Source organism: Streptomyces sp. NPDC058221 (assembly GCF_042882365.1).
Classification (GTDB): Bacteria; Actinomycetota; Actinomycetes; order Streptomycetales; family Streptomycetaceae; genus Streptomyces.
This window is the reverse complement of record NZ_JBHVWF010000018.1, coordinates 69,379-83,972: the sequence shown is the minus strand read 5'-3', so window position 1 is coordinate 83,972 and position 14,594 is coordinate 69,379. Positions and strand designations below refer to the sequence as shown.

Annotated in this window: 14 protein-coding genes; 9 read left to right on the top strand and 5 right to left on the bottom strand. The window is 69.2% G+C overall.

Translation table 11 applies throughout. From position 1 onward, the window contains the following. Positions 1-232: 232 nt before the first annotated feature. On the bottom strand, positions 233-616 hold the full coding sequence (locus ACFVW8_RS09010; RefSeq protein WP_389687640.1) for a DUF192 domain-containing protein: 384 nt from the start codon (positions 614-616) through the stop codon (positions 233-235). Between the two features lie 103 nt (positions 617-719). Here ACFVW8_RS09010 and ACFVW8_RS09005 point away from each other — a divergent pair, with 103 nt between their 5' ends. The 4 genes from ACFVW8_RS09005 (at position 720) to ACFVW8_RS08990 (ending at position 3,710) form a co-directional block, all read left to right on the top strand. After that, complete coding sequence (locus ACFVW8_RS09005) at positions 720-1,637, top strand: prepilin peptidase (RefSeq protein WP_389687638.1); 918 nt, start codon at positions 720-722, stop codon at positions 1,635-1,637. Between the two features lie 61 nt (positions 1,638-1,698). Next, the gene (locus ACFVW8_RS09000) at positions 1,699-2,511 is read left to right on the top strand and encodes a class I SAM-dependent methyltransferase (protein WP_389687636.1); all 813 of its coding nucleotides are present in this window, start codon (positions 1,699-1,701) and stop codon (positions 2,509-2,511) included. Between the two features lie 69 nt (positions 2,512-2,580). Further along, positions 2,581-3,039 (top strand): hypothetical protein, encoded by a 459-nt coding sequence (locus tag ACFVW8_RS08995; RefSeq protein WP_389687634.1) that lies wholly within the window; start codon positions 2,581-2,583, stop codon positions 3,037-3,039. Positions 3,040-3,164: 125 nt separating this feature from the next. Next, positions 3,165-3,710 (top strand): hypothetical protein, encoded by a 546-nt coding sequence (locus ACFVW8_RS08990; protein WP_389687632.1) that lies wholly within the window; start codon positions 3,165-3,167, stop codon positions 3,708-3,710. Positions 3,711-4,001: 291 nt separating this feature from the next. Here the strand turns inward: ACFVW8_RS08990 and mgrA are convergent, their stop codons facing one another. Next, complete coding sequence (gene mgrA, locus ACFVW8_RS08985; protein ID WP_389687630.1) at positions 4,002-5,042, bottom strand: L-glyceraldehyde 3-phosphate reductase; 1,041 nt, start codon at positions 5,040-5,042, stop codon at positions 4,002-4,004. Positions 5,043-5,232: 190 nt separating this feature from the next. On the opposite strand from mgrA, the gene ACFVW8_RS08980 reads away from it, so the two are divergent. The 4 genes from ACFVW8_RS08980 to ACFVW8_RS08965 all read left to right on the top strand — a co-directional run bounded on the left by ACFVW8_RS08980 (position 5,233) and on the right by ACFVW8_RS08965 (position 10,373). Continuing rightward, on the top strand, positions 5,233-5,994 hold the full coding sequence (locus ACFVW8_RS08980) for an isoprenyl transferase (protein ID WP_389687628.1): 762 nt from the start codon (positions 5,233-5,235) through the stop codon (positions 5,992-5,994). A 405-nt stretch (positions 5,995-6,399) separates the two neighbouring features. Beyond that, complete coding sequence (locus ACFVW8_RS08975) at positions 6,400-7,722, top strand: PhoH family protein (protein WP_389687626.1); 1,323 nt, start codon at positions 6,400-6,402, stop codon at positions 7,720-7,722. Between the two features lie 391 nt (positions 7,723-8,113). Then, a complete protein-coding gene (locus ACFVW8_RS08970) occupies positions 8,114-8,818 on the top strand; it encodes a lytic transglycosylase domain-containing protein (protein WP_389687624.1) in 705 nt (234 codons plus the stop codon). A 136-nt stretch (positions 8,819-8,954) separates the two neighbouring features. After that, positions 8,955-10,373: an AI-2E family transporter gene (locus tag ACFVW8_RS08965; RefSeq protein WP_389687622.1), complete on the top strand. Its 1,419-nt coding sequence runs from the start codon at positions 8,955-8,957 to the stop codon at positions 10,371-10,373. Positions 10,374-10,478: 105 nt separating this feature from the next. On the opposite strand, the gene ACFVW8_RS08960 is transcribed toward ACFVW8_RS08965, so the two are convergent. The 3 genes from ACFVW8_RS08960 to ACFVW8_RS08950 all read right to left on the bottom strand — a co-directional run bounded on the left by ACFVW8_RS08960 (position 10,479) and on the right by ACFVW8_RS08950 (position 13,441). Beyond that, positions 10,479-11,012, bottom strand: a complete 534-nt coding sequence (locus ACFVW8_RS08960; protein ID WP_018550318.1) for an alkyl hydroperoxide reductase — start codon at positions 11,010-11,012, stop codon at positions 10,479-10,481. A gap of 10 nt (positions 11,013-11,022) precedes the next feature. Further along, positions 11,023-11,574, bottom strand: coding sequence for a peroxiredoxin (locus tag ACFVW8_RS08955; RefSeq protein ID WP_389687619.1), 552 nt, complete (start codon positions 11,572-11,574; stop codon positions 11,023-11,025). Between the two features lie 355 nt (positions 11,575-11,929). Further along, positions 11,930-13,441 carry a recombinase family protein gene (locus ACFVW8_RS08950; RefSeq protein WP_389687617.1) on the bottom strand — a complete coding sequence of 504 codons (1,512 nt, stop codon included), beginning with the start codon at positions 13,439-13,441 and terminating at the stop codon, positions 11,930-11,932. 184 nt (positions 13,442-13,625) lie between these two features. Here ACFVW8_RS08950 and ACFVW8_RS08945 point away from each other — a divergent pair, with 184 nt between their 5' ends. After that, positions 13,626-14,591, top strand: coding sequence for a hydrogen peroxide-inducible genes activator (locus ACFVW8_RS08945; protein ID WP_389687615.1), 966 nt, complete (start codon positions 13,626-13,628; stop codon positions 14,589-14,591). Positions 14,592-14,594: the final 3 nt, after the last annotated feature.

The following is a 14,594-nucleotide window of genomic DNA, read 5'->3' as shown; positions in this document are numbered from 1 at the left end:
CCCAGATACTCCAGCGCACCCTGACCACGATCACGCCGACCACCCGGACCACGCCTGCGGCCACGGCCCCGCAAACCCAGCAACCTCACATCCGTGCGCGGCACGGACCCCCGAGACCACCGACGAATACGACGACGCACTTCCCCCACCCGTGACATGTTTCGACACTAGGGGCCGGGAACCCCCGGTGTCTTGGGCCCTGGGCCCCATCTCCGCGCAGGGCGGCCGACGTTCAGCCGGCGGGGCCGTCGCTCTGTGCGATCCCCACCTTCGCGCCCGGCCGCAGCCCCCACTTCGCCATCGCGCCGGCCTCCGACTCGATCACGTGCCGGGCACGGAGCCGGGGAAGACCGAGCCGTCCCGGCTTCATCGTGTGCACCGCCACAACGTTGAACTTGCGGTCGAGATAGGCCACATCGATCGTGAACCGCATGCGGAAGGAGTGCACACTCCCGCACGGCGTGATCAGCAGCGCTCCGTCGATGCCGTCCTGCCCGAGCAGTCCACGGCTCCGGTGACGGTACGAGGCGGCTATCCGCAGCGGTACCTCCGTCTCCTGTCCCCCCTCTCGGTCCGTGATCGTGAGCGTTCCTGTGCCATTGCGCCATCGAGCCATGGCCATGACGGTAGCGCCACGTGACGACCTCTGGGTCCGTATCTGCCCGGAGTGGGCCCCTGGGCCCATGCCCCCTGTGTGCCGGGCGCCTAAGGTCGGTGACGTGTACGCCATGCTGATAGGGGTCGCCGCCCTCTGGGGTGCCGCGGCCGGACTGCTGGTTCCGCGCGCCGCCTACCGGTTCTCCGTCGAACCCGAGGACGCATGGCGGGACGCCTGCCCCGCCGGTCACGCCCTCACCGGGCCGGGCCGCGGCTGGCTGGGCTCCACCCGCTGCAGGACCTGCGCGGAGGTGGGGGCCGTCGCCGCACGCACGGCTGCCGGAGCCGGCCCGGACCGGCCCGACCCGAACGCGGGCACGCGCACCGCCGATGCGAGCGCCGCCACGACCGGTACGGATACGGGCACCGCCACGACCGGTACGGACGCGGCCCCGGATGCGGACGGAGCCGGTGCGGCACCCCGCGCGGCCGGTCCGCGCTACGCACCGTCCCTGCTCGTCCCCGTCGTCACCACCCTCGGCTGCGCCGCACTCGCCGCGGCCACCGGGGCCCGCCCCGAGCTCGCCGTATGGCTGCTGCTCGCCCCCGTCGCCGTACTTCTCGCGGCCATCGACCGCCGTGTCCACCGGCTTCCGGACGAGCTGACGCTGCCGGCCGCCGGAGTCGTCACCGTCCTCCTGGGCATCGCCGTACTGCTGCCGGAGCATGGCGGCTCCTGGCTGTCGGCCCTGCTCGGCGGACTCGCTCTCGGCGCCTTCTACTTCCTGCTCTTCCTCATCAACCCGAACGGAATGGGCTTCGGCGACGTCAAGCTCGCGCTCTCGCTGGGTGTGGCGCTGGGCTGGTACGGCTGGGCCGTCGTGTTCGCCGGGGGCTTCGCCGGGTTCCTGTTCGGTGCGGCGTACGGGCTCGGGCTGATGATCCTGCGGCGCGCCGGGCGCAAGACGGGCATCCCGTTCGGACCGTTCATGATCGCCGGTGCCCTGCTGGGGATCCTCTTCGGCGGCCTGGCCGCCTGAGGCCGCCCCCGGCCCCTTATTACGGTCGCGCGCGGCGGGGACCGGCTGAGATCATCTCCGCATGCCCGGAACACCCGAAGACAAGCAGGCGGCACAGGCGGCCGAGCGCGCCCGGTTCGACGCCCTGGTCGCCGAGGCGGACACCGTCTCCGTAGCCGGCTGGGACTTCTCCTGGCTCGACGGCAGGGCCACCGAGGAACGGCCCTCCTGGGGGTACGCCCACGCCATGGGGGAGCGCCTCGGCAGGGCGAGCGCCGCGCTCGACATCCAGACCGGCGGTGGCGAGGTCCTCGCCTCCGCGCCGAAGCTGCCGCCGCTGACCGTCGCCACGGAGTCCTGGCCGCCCAACGTCGCCCGTGCGACCACCCTGCTGCACCCGCTCGGCGCGGCGGTGGTCGCGGATGCGGACGAGCCGCCGCTGCCGTTCGGCGACGAAGCCTTCGACCTCGTCGTCAGCAGGCATCCGGTGACCACATGGTGGGACGAGATCGCCCGGGTCCTGACCCCCGGCGGCACGTACTTCTCCCAGCAGGTCGGCCCGGCCAGCGTCTTCGAACTCGTCGAGTACTTCCTCGGCCCGCAGCCGCCGGAGGTACGGAACGGGCGCGACCCGGAGCAGGCGCGCACCGCGGCCGAGGCGGCCGGCCTCGAAGTCGTCGACCTGCGGCTGGAGCGGCTGCGCACCGAGTTCTTCGACATCGGCGCCGTCGTGTACTTCCTGCGGAAGGTGATCTGGATGGTGCCCGGCTTCACCGTGGAGCAGTACCGGCCGCAACTCGCCGCGCTGCACCACCGGCTGGAGACCGAGGGGCCGTTCGTCGCCCACACCACCCGCTTTCTGGTCGAGGCCCGTAAACCGGGGCGCCCGGCCTGAGTCCCTATGCCCTCCCCGCGCCGGAAGGATGGCACTCTGGTCGCTGAGTGCACGGGGAAGGAGCAGGCCATGAGGGTCGGCGGCGACGAGGAAGCCACGCGCAGCCCGCGGCAGGGCAACTCCGAATGGCTCAGAGGCGCAAGGATCGTCGGGGTCCTCGGCGTCTTCTACCGCCCGGAGGGGCGGATGGGTGAGCCGGAGGCGGTCGAATTCCTGCTGTCCGACAGCCAGTCGGTGATTCTGACCTGTGCCTCGGACGGCACCCTGCACGTCGGCGCCGGTACCTGGCCCCACCTTCCCGGCTGGTGCGTACCGGCCGCACAGTGGGAGTTCGCCACGATGGCGAACCTTCCGCAGCCACCGGGCGGCGGCTGGACGGTGCTGAGCACCGAGGAGCGCCGGGACGAGCGGGGCGAGGTGCACGAGGCCGTCATCCGCTGCGAGGGCGGCCGTTTCGTGGTCACCGGCGGTGACACCGTGGGCGTCAGATTCACCAGGGGCCACCGGGGCGCGGCTTCGACGACCTGACGGCGGACGGCGCCCCGCCCGTACATACAGGCGGTCACTTCCCGGCGTGGCAGGCTCTGTTCGCTCCGTCGGGATGATCCTGGAACCGTGGGGCGGTCAGCCGGGCGCTGTCCCATACTCGGCCCATGACCTCTGCGAGACACAGGGCATCGGTCCTCGCCGGTGCCGCCCTCATCGTCCTGTTCCCGGCCCTTGCGGGCTGCGGGACCGAGCACGCCCAGGACACCGGATCCGCCGCCGCGAGCGGCCCGGGAACAGTGCCGCCCTCACCGGCGGGACCCACGCCGTACGGCGAGGAGGGCCCCGGCGACGCGAATCCGCACTATGCCGAGAACCACGCCTTCCAGTCCACCCTCGACCTGTCGGCGGCGGACCGGGCCAAGGGCGAGGCCGAGGCGGCGAAGGTACGGGCGGGACTGGCCGGGCTCGCCCAGGAGCGCGGGCCGGGCGAGAAGCAGCTGCGCAAGGCGCTCACCGGACTGGGGTACGCCCCCGGCGCGATCATCTCCACCGGCACCCTCGGGCCGCACGGCAGCACATTCGTCCTCGGACTCGGCAGGATCTGTGTGGACGGCTCGCTGAGCGGCTCGGGCGACGGGCTCGTCACCGCCGAGGCACACGGCCGGTACATGGAAGGAACCGGCTGTGTGAAACCCGTCGGCGGCCACTGACAACCGGAATGTGCACATCCTGTGCATGTCCTGTGGGCGGGGCCCGCGTCAAGGCGGCGCCCCCGGGCGTCCGCGCAGGTCCAGCCGCTCCGAAGCCCCGAATTCCATGCCCACAACGGAGTCCCGCACATCCGGAGAGTAATTATTCGGCGGCGATGCACGCAGCATCACTTACGAAGGGTTATGGTGGAAACCCCCCCTCGGGCCGGTCCGTACCCCCCCCCACGGACCGGCCCGTTTTTTTGTGCCCCGACGCCAACGGGGCCGGGCATCCGCCGACGTGAGTGCCTCTCAGGCCCGTCCGACCCAGATATTGGTGCCCGCGGTGTCCACGGCGAAGGTGTCGATCTCCTTCAACTCCCCTGCGGCCAGCGCCGGAGCGGTCAGCGCCGCGACGTTCTCCTCCAGCTGCTTCACACTGGACGCGCCGATCAGGGCCGATGTCATACGGCTGTCGCGCAGCACCCAGTTGAGTGCCAGCTGGGCCAGCGACTGGCCGCGCCCCTTCGCGATGTCGTTCAGCCCGTTCAGCCGGCGGACCACCTCGTCGGAGAGCAGGTCCGGGTTGAGGGACTTGCCCTGCGTGGCGCGCGAACCCTCCGGAATGCCCTTCAGGTACTTGTTGGTCAGCAGTCCCTGGGCGAGCGGCACGAAGGAGATGCAGCCCATACCGGCCGCCTCCAGCGTGTCCAGCAGCCCGTCGTCCTCGGTCCACCGGTTGATCATCGAGTAGGACGGCTGGTGGATCAGGGCAGGTACGCCCATCTCCTTGAGCAGCCGGGCCGCCTCGGCGGTCTGCGCAGAGGTGTACGAGGACACTCCGACGTACAGCGCCTTGCCCTGCCGCACGGCGGAGGCCAGGGCCCCCATCGTCTCCTCCAGCGGGGTGTCCGGGTCGAAGCGGTGCGAGTAGAAGATGTCGACGTAATCGAGGCCCATCCGCTTCAGCGAGGCGTCGAGCGAGGACAGCAGGTACTTGCGGGAACCCCACTCGCCGTAGGGCCCGGGGTGCATGTCGTACCCGGCCTTGGTGGAGATCACCAGCTCGTCCCGGTAGGGAGCGAAGTCCTGCCGGAAGAGCTTCCCGAAGTTGAGCTCGGCGGAGCCGGGCGGCGGGCCGTAGTTGTTGGCCAGGTCGAAATGGGTCACACCGAGATCGAAGGCGCGGCGCAGAATGGCGCGCTGCGAGTCGAGCGAGCGGTCGTCGCCGAAGTTGTGCCAGAGGCCGAGCGAGACGGCCGGGAGCTTGAGGCCGCTGCGGCCGGTGCGCCGGTACTCCATGGAGTCATAGCGCGTGCCGGCGGCCCGGTAATAGGAAGAGGAATCAGTCACGTTTCCCTCTTTATCACGGACTTGTGACAGGCCGGGTTGGGCCGGTGCGGCGCCTGCGCAGTAATGTGGCGGCTTCGGGACTGCCACGGCACGGCGGGGCGATCGGCCCCCTACCGGTGCGACGATCCCCAGGGGGACAGCCCCGGGCGAGGCGGCGGGCGGGCCCGCACGGAACCGAGAGGTGGACTCAGTGAACTTGCGCGACCTGGTGTACGGGCTCTACGCCCGCCGGGTGGAGGCCCGCCTCGATCACGCCCAGGTGCCCAAGCACATCGGTGTCATCCTCGACGGCAACCGGCGCTGGGCGAAGGCGTCCGGCGGCACCGCCGCGGAGGGGCACCAGGCCGGTGCGGACAAGATCAAGGAGCTCCTCGGCTGGTGCAGTGAGACCGATGTCGAGGTCGTCACCCTCTGGATGCTGTCCACGGACAACTTCGACCGGCCCGAATCGGAGCTCATCCCGCTCCTCGGCATCATCGAGAACACCGTGCGCGACCTCGTCGCGGACGGCCGCTGGCGGGTCCACCACGTCGGCACGCTCGACCTGCTGCCCGCGCACACCCAGACGGTCCTCAAGGAGGCCGAGCAGGCCACGGTCGGGGTCGACGGGATACTGGTCAACGTCGCCGTCGGCTACGGCGGCCGCCAGGAGATCGCCGACGCGGTGCGTTCCCTGCTGCTCGACCACTCCGCGAAGGGCACGTCCTTCGAGGACCTGGCGGAGATCGTCTCCACCGACCTGATCTCCGAGCACCTCTACACCCGGGGCCAGCCGGACCCCGACCTGGTGATCCGCACCAGCGGGGAGCAGCGCCTCTCGGGCTTCATGCTCTGGCAGAGCGCGCACTCGGAGTACTACTTCTGCGAGGTCTTCTGGCCGGCCTTCCGCCGGGTCGACTTCCTGCGGGCCCTGCGCGACTACGCGGCCCGCCACCGCCGCTACGGCGGCTGATACCACAGGCGCCTTCGGCGCACCGGAACCCCGGACGGGTCCGACCGGCCCGGCGGCGGAGTACAGAGCCGTTCGGGTGGTGTTTCCGCGCCCCGGGGGCCCGGGCCACCGGTTCCCGCGCACCCCGCCCGTCCCGGGCGGCATGGCTTCGCGTGTTCGAGGGAATACCCCTGACAGGTCGACGTCCGGTCAGAAACCAGGCGGACGTCGTCACCAAGTGAGCGGCATGGAGTCCGCTCGCCCGGGAGGCCCTTTGCACACGAAGGACCGTACATACAGTGCGGCTGACGTCGAGGGCCGGCGCTCGGCCCGTGCAAGGTGGCCGAAGCCCGGTCCGTCCTCTCCCTTTGGGATGCTCCGCGACGTCGTCGCACCCCAACCTCGTCCGAGGGGGTACGTCCTTCCGTGGTGACCAGCACAAAGCGCCGCATGCCCGACAGGCGCACCTATGTTCTCGACACCAGCGTCCTGCTGGCCGATCCGAATGCCATGTCCCGGTTCGACGAGCACGAAGTCGTCCTCCCGGTCGTCGTGGTCACGGAACTGGAGGCCAAACGGCACCACCCGGAGCTCGGGTACTTCGCCCGGCAGGCCCTGCGCCTGCTGGACGACTTCCGGGTCCGGTACGGCCGGCTGGATGCCCCGATCCCGCTCGGGGATCTGGGCGGGACACTGCGCGTCGAACTCAACCATTCCGATCCCGGCGTACTGCCCGCCGGCTACCGGTTGGGGGACAACGACTCACGGATTCTCGCGGTCGCGCGCAATCTCCAGGCCGAGGGGTACGACGTCACGGTCGTCTCCAAGGACCTGCCGCTCCGTATCAAGGCGTCGTCGGTCGGCCTCCTCGCCGAGGAGTACCGCGCCGAACTCGCCATCACCGACTCGGGCTGGACGGGGATGGGCGAACTCGCCCTCTCCGCGGAACAGGTCGACCTTCTCTTCGGGGAGGAGACGCTGTACGTCCCGGAGGCCGCCGATCTGCCCGTGCACACCGGTCTGGTCCTCCAGTCCGAGCGCGGCAAGGCGCTCGGGCGGGTGACGGCCGAGGGCAATGTCCGGCTCGTCCGCGGCGACCGGGAGGCCTTCGGCATCCACGGCCGCAGCGCCGAGCAGCGCATCGCCCTGGATCTGCTCCTGGACCAGGACGTCGGCATCGTCTCGCTCGGCGGCCGGGCCGGCACCGGCAAATCGGCGCTGGCGCTCTGCGCCGGTCTGGAGGCCGTGCTGGAGCGCGGGCAGCACAAGAAGGTGATGGTCTTCCGTCCGCTGTACGCGGTCGGCGGACAGGACCTCGGCTATCTGCCCGGCTCCGAGGCCGAGAAGATGGGCCCCTGGGCGCAGGCGGTCTTCGACACGCTCTCGGCGGTCGCCGGGCGCGAGGTCATCGAGGAGGTCCTGGGGCGCGGCATGCTGGAGGTGCTGCCGCTCACCCACATCAGGGGCAGGTCGCTCCACGACGCCTTCGTGATCGTCGACGAGGCCCAGTCGCTCGAACGGAACGTGCTGCTGACCGTGTTGTCCCGGATCGGGGCGAATTCCCGGGTGGTGCTCACGCATGACGTGGCCCAGCGGGACAACCTCCGGGTCGGCCGGTACGACGGAGTGGTCGCCGTCGTCGAGAAGCTGAAGGGTCACCCGCTCTTCGCCCACGTCACGCTCACCCGGTCCGAGCGTTCCCCCATCGCCGCACTGGTGACCGAAATGCTGGAGGAAGGCCAGATCTGATACGGCTTGGGACAGTTGATGCCGCCCGGCGAGCCAAGGAGCTTAGCCGGGCGGCATCGTGTTGCGGTGCCATTTCCGCAATTGGCTTGCTCCAAACGGGGTGTGAGCTTTCACACGCAACAGAGAATTGCTTCGCGGCGTCCCGGTCCGGCAGAGTCTTGCTTCCGTCAGGCCCCGCATACGGCACACCCGCACCTCCAGAGGTGCACCGCACCACACAACTCAACAACCGCCGTCCGTATGCCGCCCGCGAGCACCACGCGGCGCTCCCTCCGGGGAGTCGCCCATCGGGCCCGTGCCTCCCGTGACCCAAGCAGTAGGGAGGCCAGTGTTCAGGGGCACGATTGCGCCCGCGAGGTCACCTAAGCGGGCGATGCTGGAAGGACACCGTGTGAGCCGGATCTCGGTCCGGGGGTTCGCTGTGGCATCTGCCACGGCTGTGACCACCGTAGGCGCCGTCGTAGGCGTTGCATCGGGCAGCACCCCCGCTGTCGACGACAACAACTTCGAGGCCACCGCAGCCGACACCACGCTGCTCGCCGACATCCCCGCGGGCCAGCAGGCCCAGGTGCAGACCGCTTCGCTGACGCAGCAGGCCGACGCCCAGGCGTCCGCAGCCGACGCGACGGCGAAGAAGTCCGCCGAGGAGTCGGCCCGTATCCAGGCCGCCAAGGACGCCAAGTCCAAGAAGCAGGCGGCCGAGGACAAGCTGGCGAAGGAGCGGCAGGAGAAGAAGGACGCCGCCGAGCGCGCCAGCCGGTCCGAGGTCCGCAGCGCATCCGCGTTCGCCACCCAGGGCTCGTACAGCGTGGCCGAGGTCCAGGCGATGGCCCGTCAGATGATTCCTGGCGACCAGTTCCAGTGCTTCAGCAACATCGTGAACCACGAGTCGAGCTGGAACTACCGGGCGAGCAACGCCTCTTCCGGTGCCTACGGTCTCGTCCAGGCGCTGCCCGGCTCGAAGATGGCGTCCGCCGGCGCCGACTGGCAGACCAACCCGGCCACCCAGATCAAGTGGGGCCTCAACTACATGGACAGCCGCTACGGCAGCCCGTGCGGTGCCTGGTCCTTCTGGCAGGCCAACAACTGGTACTAGAAGCCGCCGAGGCTTCGGTCTCAACCTCGCGAAGCCCCTCACCGTCCTACGGTGGGGGGCTTCGCGCGTGTACGGTCATGCGGGACCGTTCCCGGGGGGAGCGGTGGGGAGAGTGGACGGGGGTAGAGGAAGCGTTATGTCAAAACTTCCGGGATGGCTCGGGCAACTGGGTGCTGAACTGACCAGGGCGGGTGAGCGCCTGGAGCAACGCCGCGTCGACGCGGCGGCGGAGGACGACAAGGCCGCGCACGAGGGGACGACGTCGGCGTCCGGTACGGCACCGGGAAGCGGGTCCGCGAAGGGCGACGCCGAGGTCGACCACGTACCGCCGCCGCCCTCGTACGCGCCCTCGGTCGCCGCACGTCCTGATCCGGTCGCAGCGATCCCCTGGGGGATGCGGGTCGCAGCCGAGGCCGGCTGGCGGCTCCTCGTGCTCGCGGGCACCCTCTGGGTGCTGATGCGGGTCATCAGCGCGGTGCAACTGGTGGTGCTGGCCTTCGTCGCGGCCCTGCTCGTCACCGCGATGCTCCAGCCGACCGTCGCCCGGCTGAGGCGGTACGGCCTGCCGCGCGGGCTGGCCACCGCCGTGACCGCGATCCTGGGCTTCGTCATCATGGGCCTGGTCGGCTGGTTCGTCGTCTGGCAGGTGATGGACAACCTCGACACCCTGTCCGACAAGGTGCGCACGGGTATCGAGGACCTGAAGAACTGGCTGCTGGACAGCCCGTTCCACGTCACCGACAAACAGATCAACGATGTCGCGAAGAACCTGAGCGACACCGTCGGCACCAACACCGAGGCGATCACCTCGGCCGGACTCCAGGGCGTCACCGTGATGGTGGAGTTCCTCACCGGGATGCTGCTGGCGATGTTCTCCACGCTCTTCCTGCTGTACGACGGCAAACGCATCTGGCACTGGGTGCTCAAGCTCGTGCCCGCCCAGGCGCGCCCGGGCGTCGCCGGCGCCGGACCGCGCGCCTGGCGCACGCTGACCGCCTATGTGCGGGGCACCGTCATAGTCGCGCTGATCGACGCGATCTTCATCGGCCTGGGGATCTACTTCCTCAATGTGCCGATGGCCGTGCCGCTGGCCGTCTTCATCTTCCTCTTCGCCTTCATCCCGCTCGTCGGAGCGGTGGTCTCCGGGGCGCTGGCCGTGGTGGTCGCGCTCGTCACCGAGGGCGTGTTCACGGCGCTGATGGTGCTGGTGGTGGTCCTGGCGGTGCAGCAGATCGAGGGCCACATCCTGCAGCCGTTCATCCTGGGCCGCGCGGTGCGTGTGCACCCGCTGGCCGTCGTCCTGTCGGTCGCCGCCGGCGGCATGATCGCGGGCATCGGGGGTGCGGTCGTCGCGGTGCCGCTGGTCGCCGTGACCAATACGGTGGTCGGCTATCTGCGCCAGTACGGGCAGGAGGAGTCCCGGCGCCACTCGCCGCCTCCGCACGGTGCGACCTCGCTGGACGCCGCACCGACCCCGGCGCCCGGATCGCCGCCGGAGGAGAGCGACGACGGCAGCGACGAGGAGCCGGTGGCGGACGCGCCGAAGCAAGCCTGAGCGGAGCCACGGTCCGAGCGGACACATGGGAGCGGACACATAAGAAGGGCCCCGGGGACGGTCGGTCGTCCTCGGGGCCCTTCTCGTACATGGGTACTGCGGGTGCTACTCGGCGAGGACGGCCTCGGCTTCGAGGGTCACGCCGACCGCCTGGATCACCGAGGCAATCTTGACGGCTTCCTGAATGGTCTCACGGTCCACGCCGGCCTTGCGCAGCACCTGCTCGTGGGAGTCCAGGCACTGGCCGCAGCCGTTGATCGCGGAGACGGCGAGCGACCACAGCTCGAAGTCGACCTTCTCCACGCCGGGCTTGCCGATCACGTTCATCCGCAGGCCCGCGCGGAGGTTCCCGTACTCGGGGTCCGACAGGAGGTGCCGGGTCCGGTAGAAGACGTTGTTCATCGCCATGATGGCGGCGGCCGACTTCGCGGCGGTGTACGCCTCCGCGGAGAGGTTGGCCTTCGCCTCCGGCTCCAGCTCGCGGAGCACCTTCGGCGAGCGCGAGGCGATCGCGCAGGCGAGGACGGTGCCCCAGAGCTGCTGCTGCGGCAGTTCGCTGTTCCCGATGACCGAACCGAGGTTCAGCTTCAGGTCCTTGGCGAAGTCCGGAACGGCGGCTTTCAGTTCGTCGAGTGCCATGTCGGTCAGCTCACTCGCCCGAGAGGAGCGCGACCGGGTCGAGGGTGTTCTCGCCCTTGGTCCAGTTGCACGGGCACAGCTCGTCGGTCTGCAGGGCGTCGAGGACCCGCAGGACCTCCTTGGGGTTACGGCCCACGGAACCGGCGGTCACCATCGTGAACTGGATCTCGTTGTTCTGGTCGACGATGAAGACGGCGCGCTGCGCGAAACCGTCCTCACCCTCGATGCCGAGGTCCCGCATGAGCTCGTGCTTCGAGTCGGCCAGCATCGGGAACGGCAGGTCGGTCAGGTCCGGGTGGTCCTTGCGCCAGGCGTGGTGCACGAACTCGGAGTCACCGGAGAAGCCGAGAACCTGGGCGTCGCGGTCGGCGAACTCCTCGTTCAGCTTGCCGAAGGCGGCGATCTCGGTGGGGCACACGAAGGTGAAGTCCTTCGGCCACGCGAAGATCACCTTCCAGCCCTCATACGTCTTGTGGGTGATGGTCTCGAACTCCTTGCCCTTCTCAAGGGAAACGCAAGCAGTCAGTTCGAACTGGGGGAACTGGTCACCGACAGTCAGCATGGTTCGGGGCACTCCTGTGTTGCTTGTGTTGCTTGGGGCTGGACGTGAGCAGAGTCGCACATGTCCCATTGATCACGGAAATCGGCCACGTCGTAGGGATTGATCGAGAGGGGTGATCAGTGCTAGGCGTCGGACGCTCGGTGGGTGGCCGGCTCCGAGGCCCCTTACCGAAGGCGCCACGTGGAGTCGTCGCTCGGTAGCGCCTGTCGCTGTCTGGATGGGCAGGCTGACCGACTGTGTCCGCGGGGCGGCCTGTGTCGCCCCGCTTGGCTGTCCGACGGTTGCGCCGCGGTCTCCGGCTCGGCCTGGCGCAGGACTACTGGACGTGCGAGGTCTTCCCGTGGGTTCCTGGTGTTCACCGCCCGGCGTCGATCCAGACGACCTCGATCAGCGAGGGGTCGAACTTCCGGCCACGCCCCGCGGGGTGGACCATCACGGCGCGGACCGATTCACGGAGCCGGGTCTTCTTCTGTGCGACCGCGTACCCGTCCCACTCTTCCAGGAGGGTGGGGGAGGCGTTCTGTCGATGCACCTTCACGGCGACCAGTTGGCGGCGCTGCCGGTTCAGCTCGTCACGCTCACCCTCAAGCTCCTCGATCATGTCCAGTGCCGCCCCCATGCTGATCCGCTTTGCCCTGCGGCGCTCGTTGACCTCGCTGATCTCCTGGTCAAGCTCGGCGAGCCGGACGTTGTACTTCGTGTCGTCGAAGTCCTCGTCCTTGCCCCCCGTGCCGAGGCTCCGCCGGACCTCCAGGAGGAAGGCTTCCTCGACCAACTCGTCAACCGGAGGGCCGACTCGAGTGACGCCACCGCACCCGCCGAGCGTGGTGAGGCAGGCGTACCGGTAGCCGTAGCGCTCGTAGGAAGTGGTCCCCTTCGAGTACTGGTTGGACATCAGAGGGAAGCTGCACTTTCCGCACCGGGCGATCCCGGAAAGGAGGTACTTGGCTGAGGTGGTGTGTACCGCCCGGCCTTCCTTCCTGGCCTGCTTTCGCTCCTCGATGGTGGTGACGCAGGCTTGCCACTCTTCGGGGGAAACGATGGCTTCCCAGTCGCCCATTACCGGCTTGCCGTCTTTGTAGACAATGAAGTCCGGCATCCATGGCCGCTTGGTGCCACGGCGCTCGGCCTGGGGCAGGTAGGTCCTGTAGCCGCAGACGCGGGGGCTCACGAGACGGGACTCAACAGCGCTGTGCTGGATGCTCTGTGTTCCGGCGTTCTTCCTGTTGCGTGTGGGCTCGTACCCCAGGTCAATCCACTGCTTGCGAACTTCGCCGACGGTGAGGCCGCCGGGAATCGCGAGGATCGCCGTCCGAAGGTCTTCGGCCTCGGTTTCATGGAGCGTCTTGCGATCTTCGGCCCAGCCAAAAGGCCGCGGGGCTCCGTGCATGTGGCCGTGGCCTGCCAGCCCCTTGTTCTTCCGGGCTACTCGGCGCTTGGTGTTGTACACCTCCATGCCGCCCATGGTGGCCTGGAGGGCGAGCATCGACCGGCCTTCCTGCGTGGACAGATCCGTGCCACCCGCAACCGCACGGCCCACGTATTTGGGGTTCAGTTGGAAGAGCCGGTTCATCCGGGCCGCATCGTATTCCTGCCGGACCAGTCGGTCGGAGTGGTAGAAGAGGATGCCCCGGACCGTGCCGTTTTCAAGGTCCGCCAACATTGATTCAAAGCCCTTGCGAACGACGTGGGGGTCACTGGCCGGAGTGTCGTTGTCGTTGTAACGACGTGTGATGGTGACACCCAGCTCGGACGCCAGTTCGTCCATGTCCTTGAACTGCTCGGCCACCTGTTCGCCGATCTCACGCCAGTCGGCGGCATCCGCGCTGAGAGCCTTGTCCTCGGACGTGCGTGCGTACGCGCCCACAGGGAACATCTCGGGCCCCTCCCCAGAAGTTGACTTGATGGGGAAGCTAGCGCGAGGGCAGGGTGCTAAGTGACAAAAAAACATGAAATTACCCGTATGGGTTCAATGTGATGATTACTGATCGCGAAACCCATTGATCGACTATACGGCTACACTCGGTCGCGATGATCGGAGGTGCCTATCAGTGGCGCAGGGAAACCAGGGCAACCGGCCCAAGCAGCCCAGTCTCTCGCAGCTTCGCGCCTTCGCGGCGGTGGCGGAACAACTGCACTTCCGGGACGCGGCGGCAGCTATCGGGATGAGTCAGCCCGCGCTCTCCGGGGCCGTGTCGGCGCTGGAGGAGGCACTGGGTGTCCAGCTCATCGAGCGTACGACGCGCAAGGTACTGCTCTCGCCCGCAGGGGAACGGCTCGCGGTGCGGGCCAGGGCGGTGCTGGAGGCCGTCGGTGAGCTGATGGAGGAGGCCGAGGCGGTGCGGGCGCCCTTCACCGGGGTGCTCAGGCTCGGCGTGATCCCCACCATCGCCCCGTATCTGCTGCCGACCGTGCTGCGGCTGGTCCATGAGCGCTACCCGGACCTCGACCTCCAGGTCCACGAGGAGCAGACCTCCTCGCTGCTGGAGGGGCTCGCGGCGGGCCGGCTCGATCTGCTGCTGCTCGCGGTGCCGCTCGGCATGCCGGGGGTGACCGAGCTGGCGCTCTTCGAGGAGGACTTCGTGCTGGTGATGGAGCGCAGCCACTGGCTGGGCGGCCGCGCCGACATCCCGCGCGAGGCGCTTCGGGAGCTGCCGCTGCTGCTGCTCGACGAGGGGCACTGCCTGCGGGACCAGGCGCTCGACATCTGCCGGGAGGCGGGCCGTACCGAGGGCGCACCGGTCACCACGACCGCGGCCGGGCTCTCCACGCTGGTGCAGCTGGTGGCCGGCGGGCTCGGGGTGACGCTGCTGCCGCGGACCGCGGTGACGGTCGAGACCGCCCGCAACGAGGCGCTGACCACCGGGTACTTCGCGGATCCGGCGCCTGCCCGGCGGGTGGCGCTGGGGATGCGGACGGGGGCGGCCAGGCACGAGGAGTTCGAGGAGTTCGCGGCGGCGCTGCGCGGGGCGATGACGACGCTGCCGGTACGCGTGGCGACGGCCGGCCGGTCCTGAGTT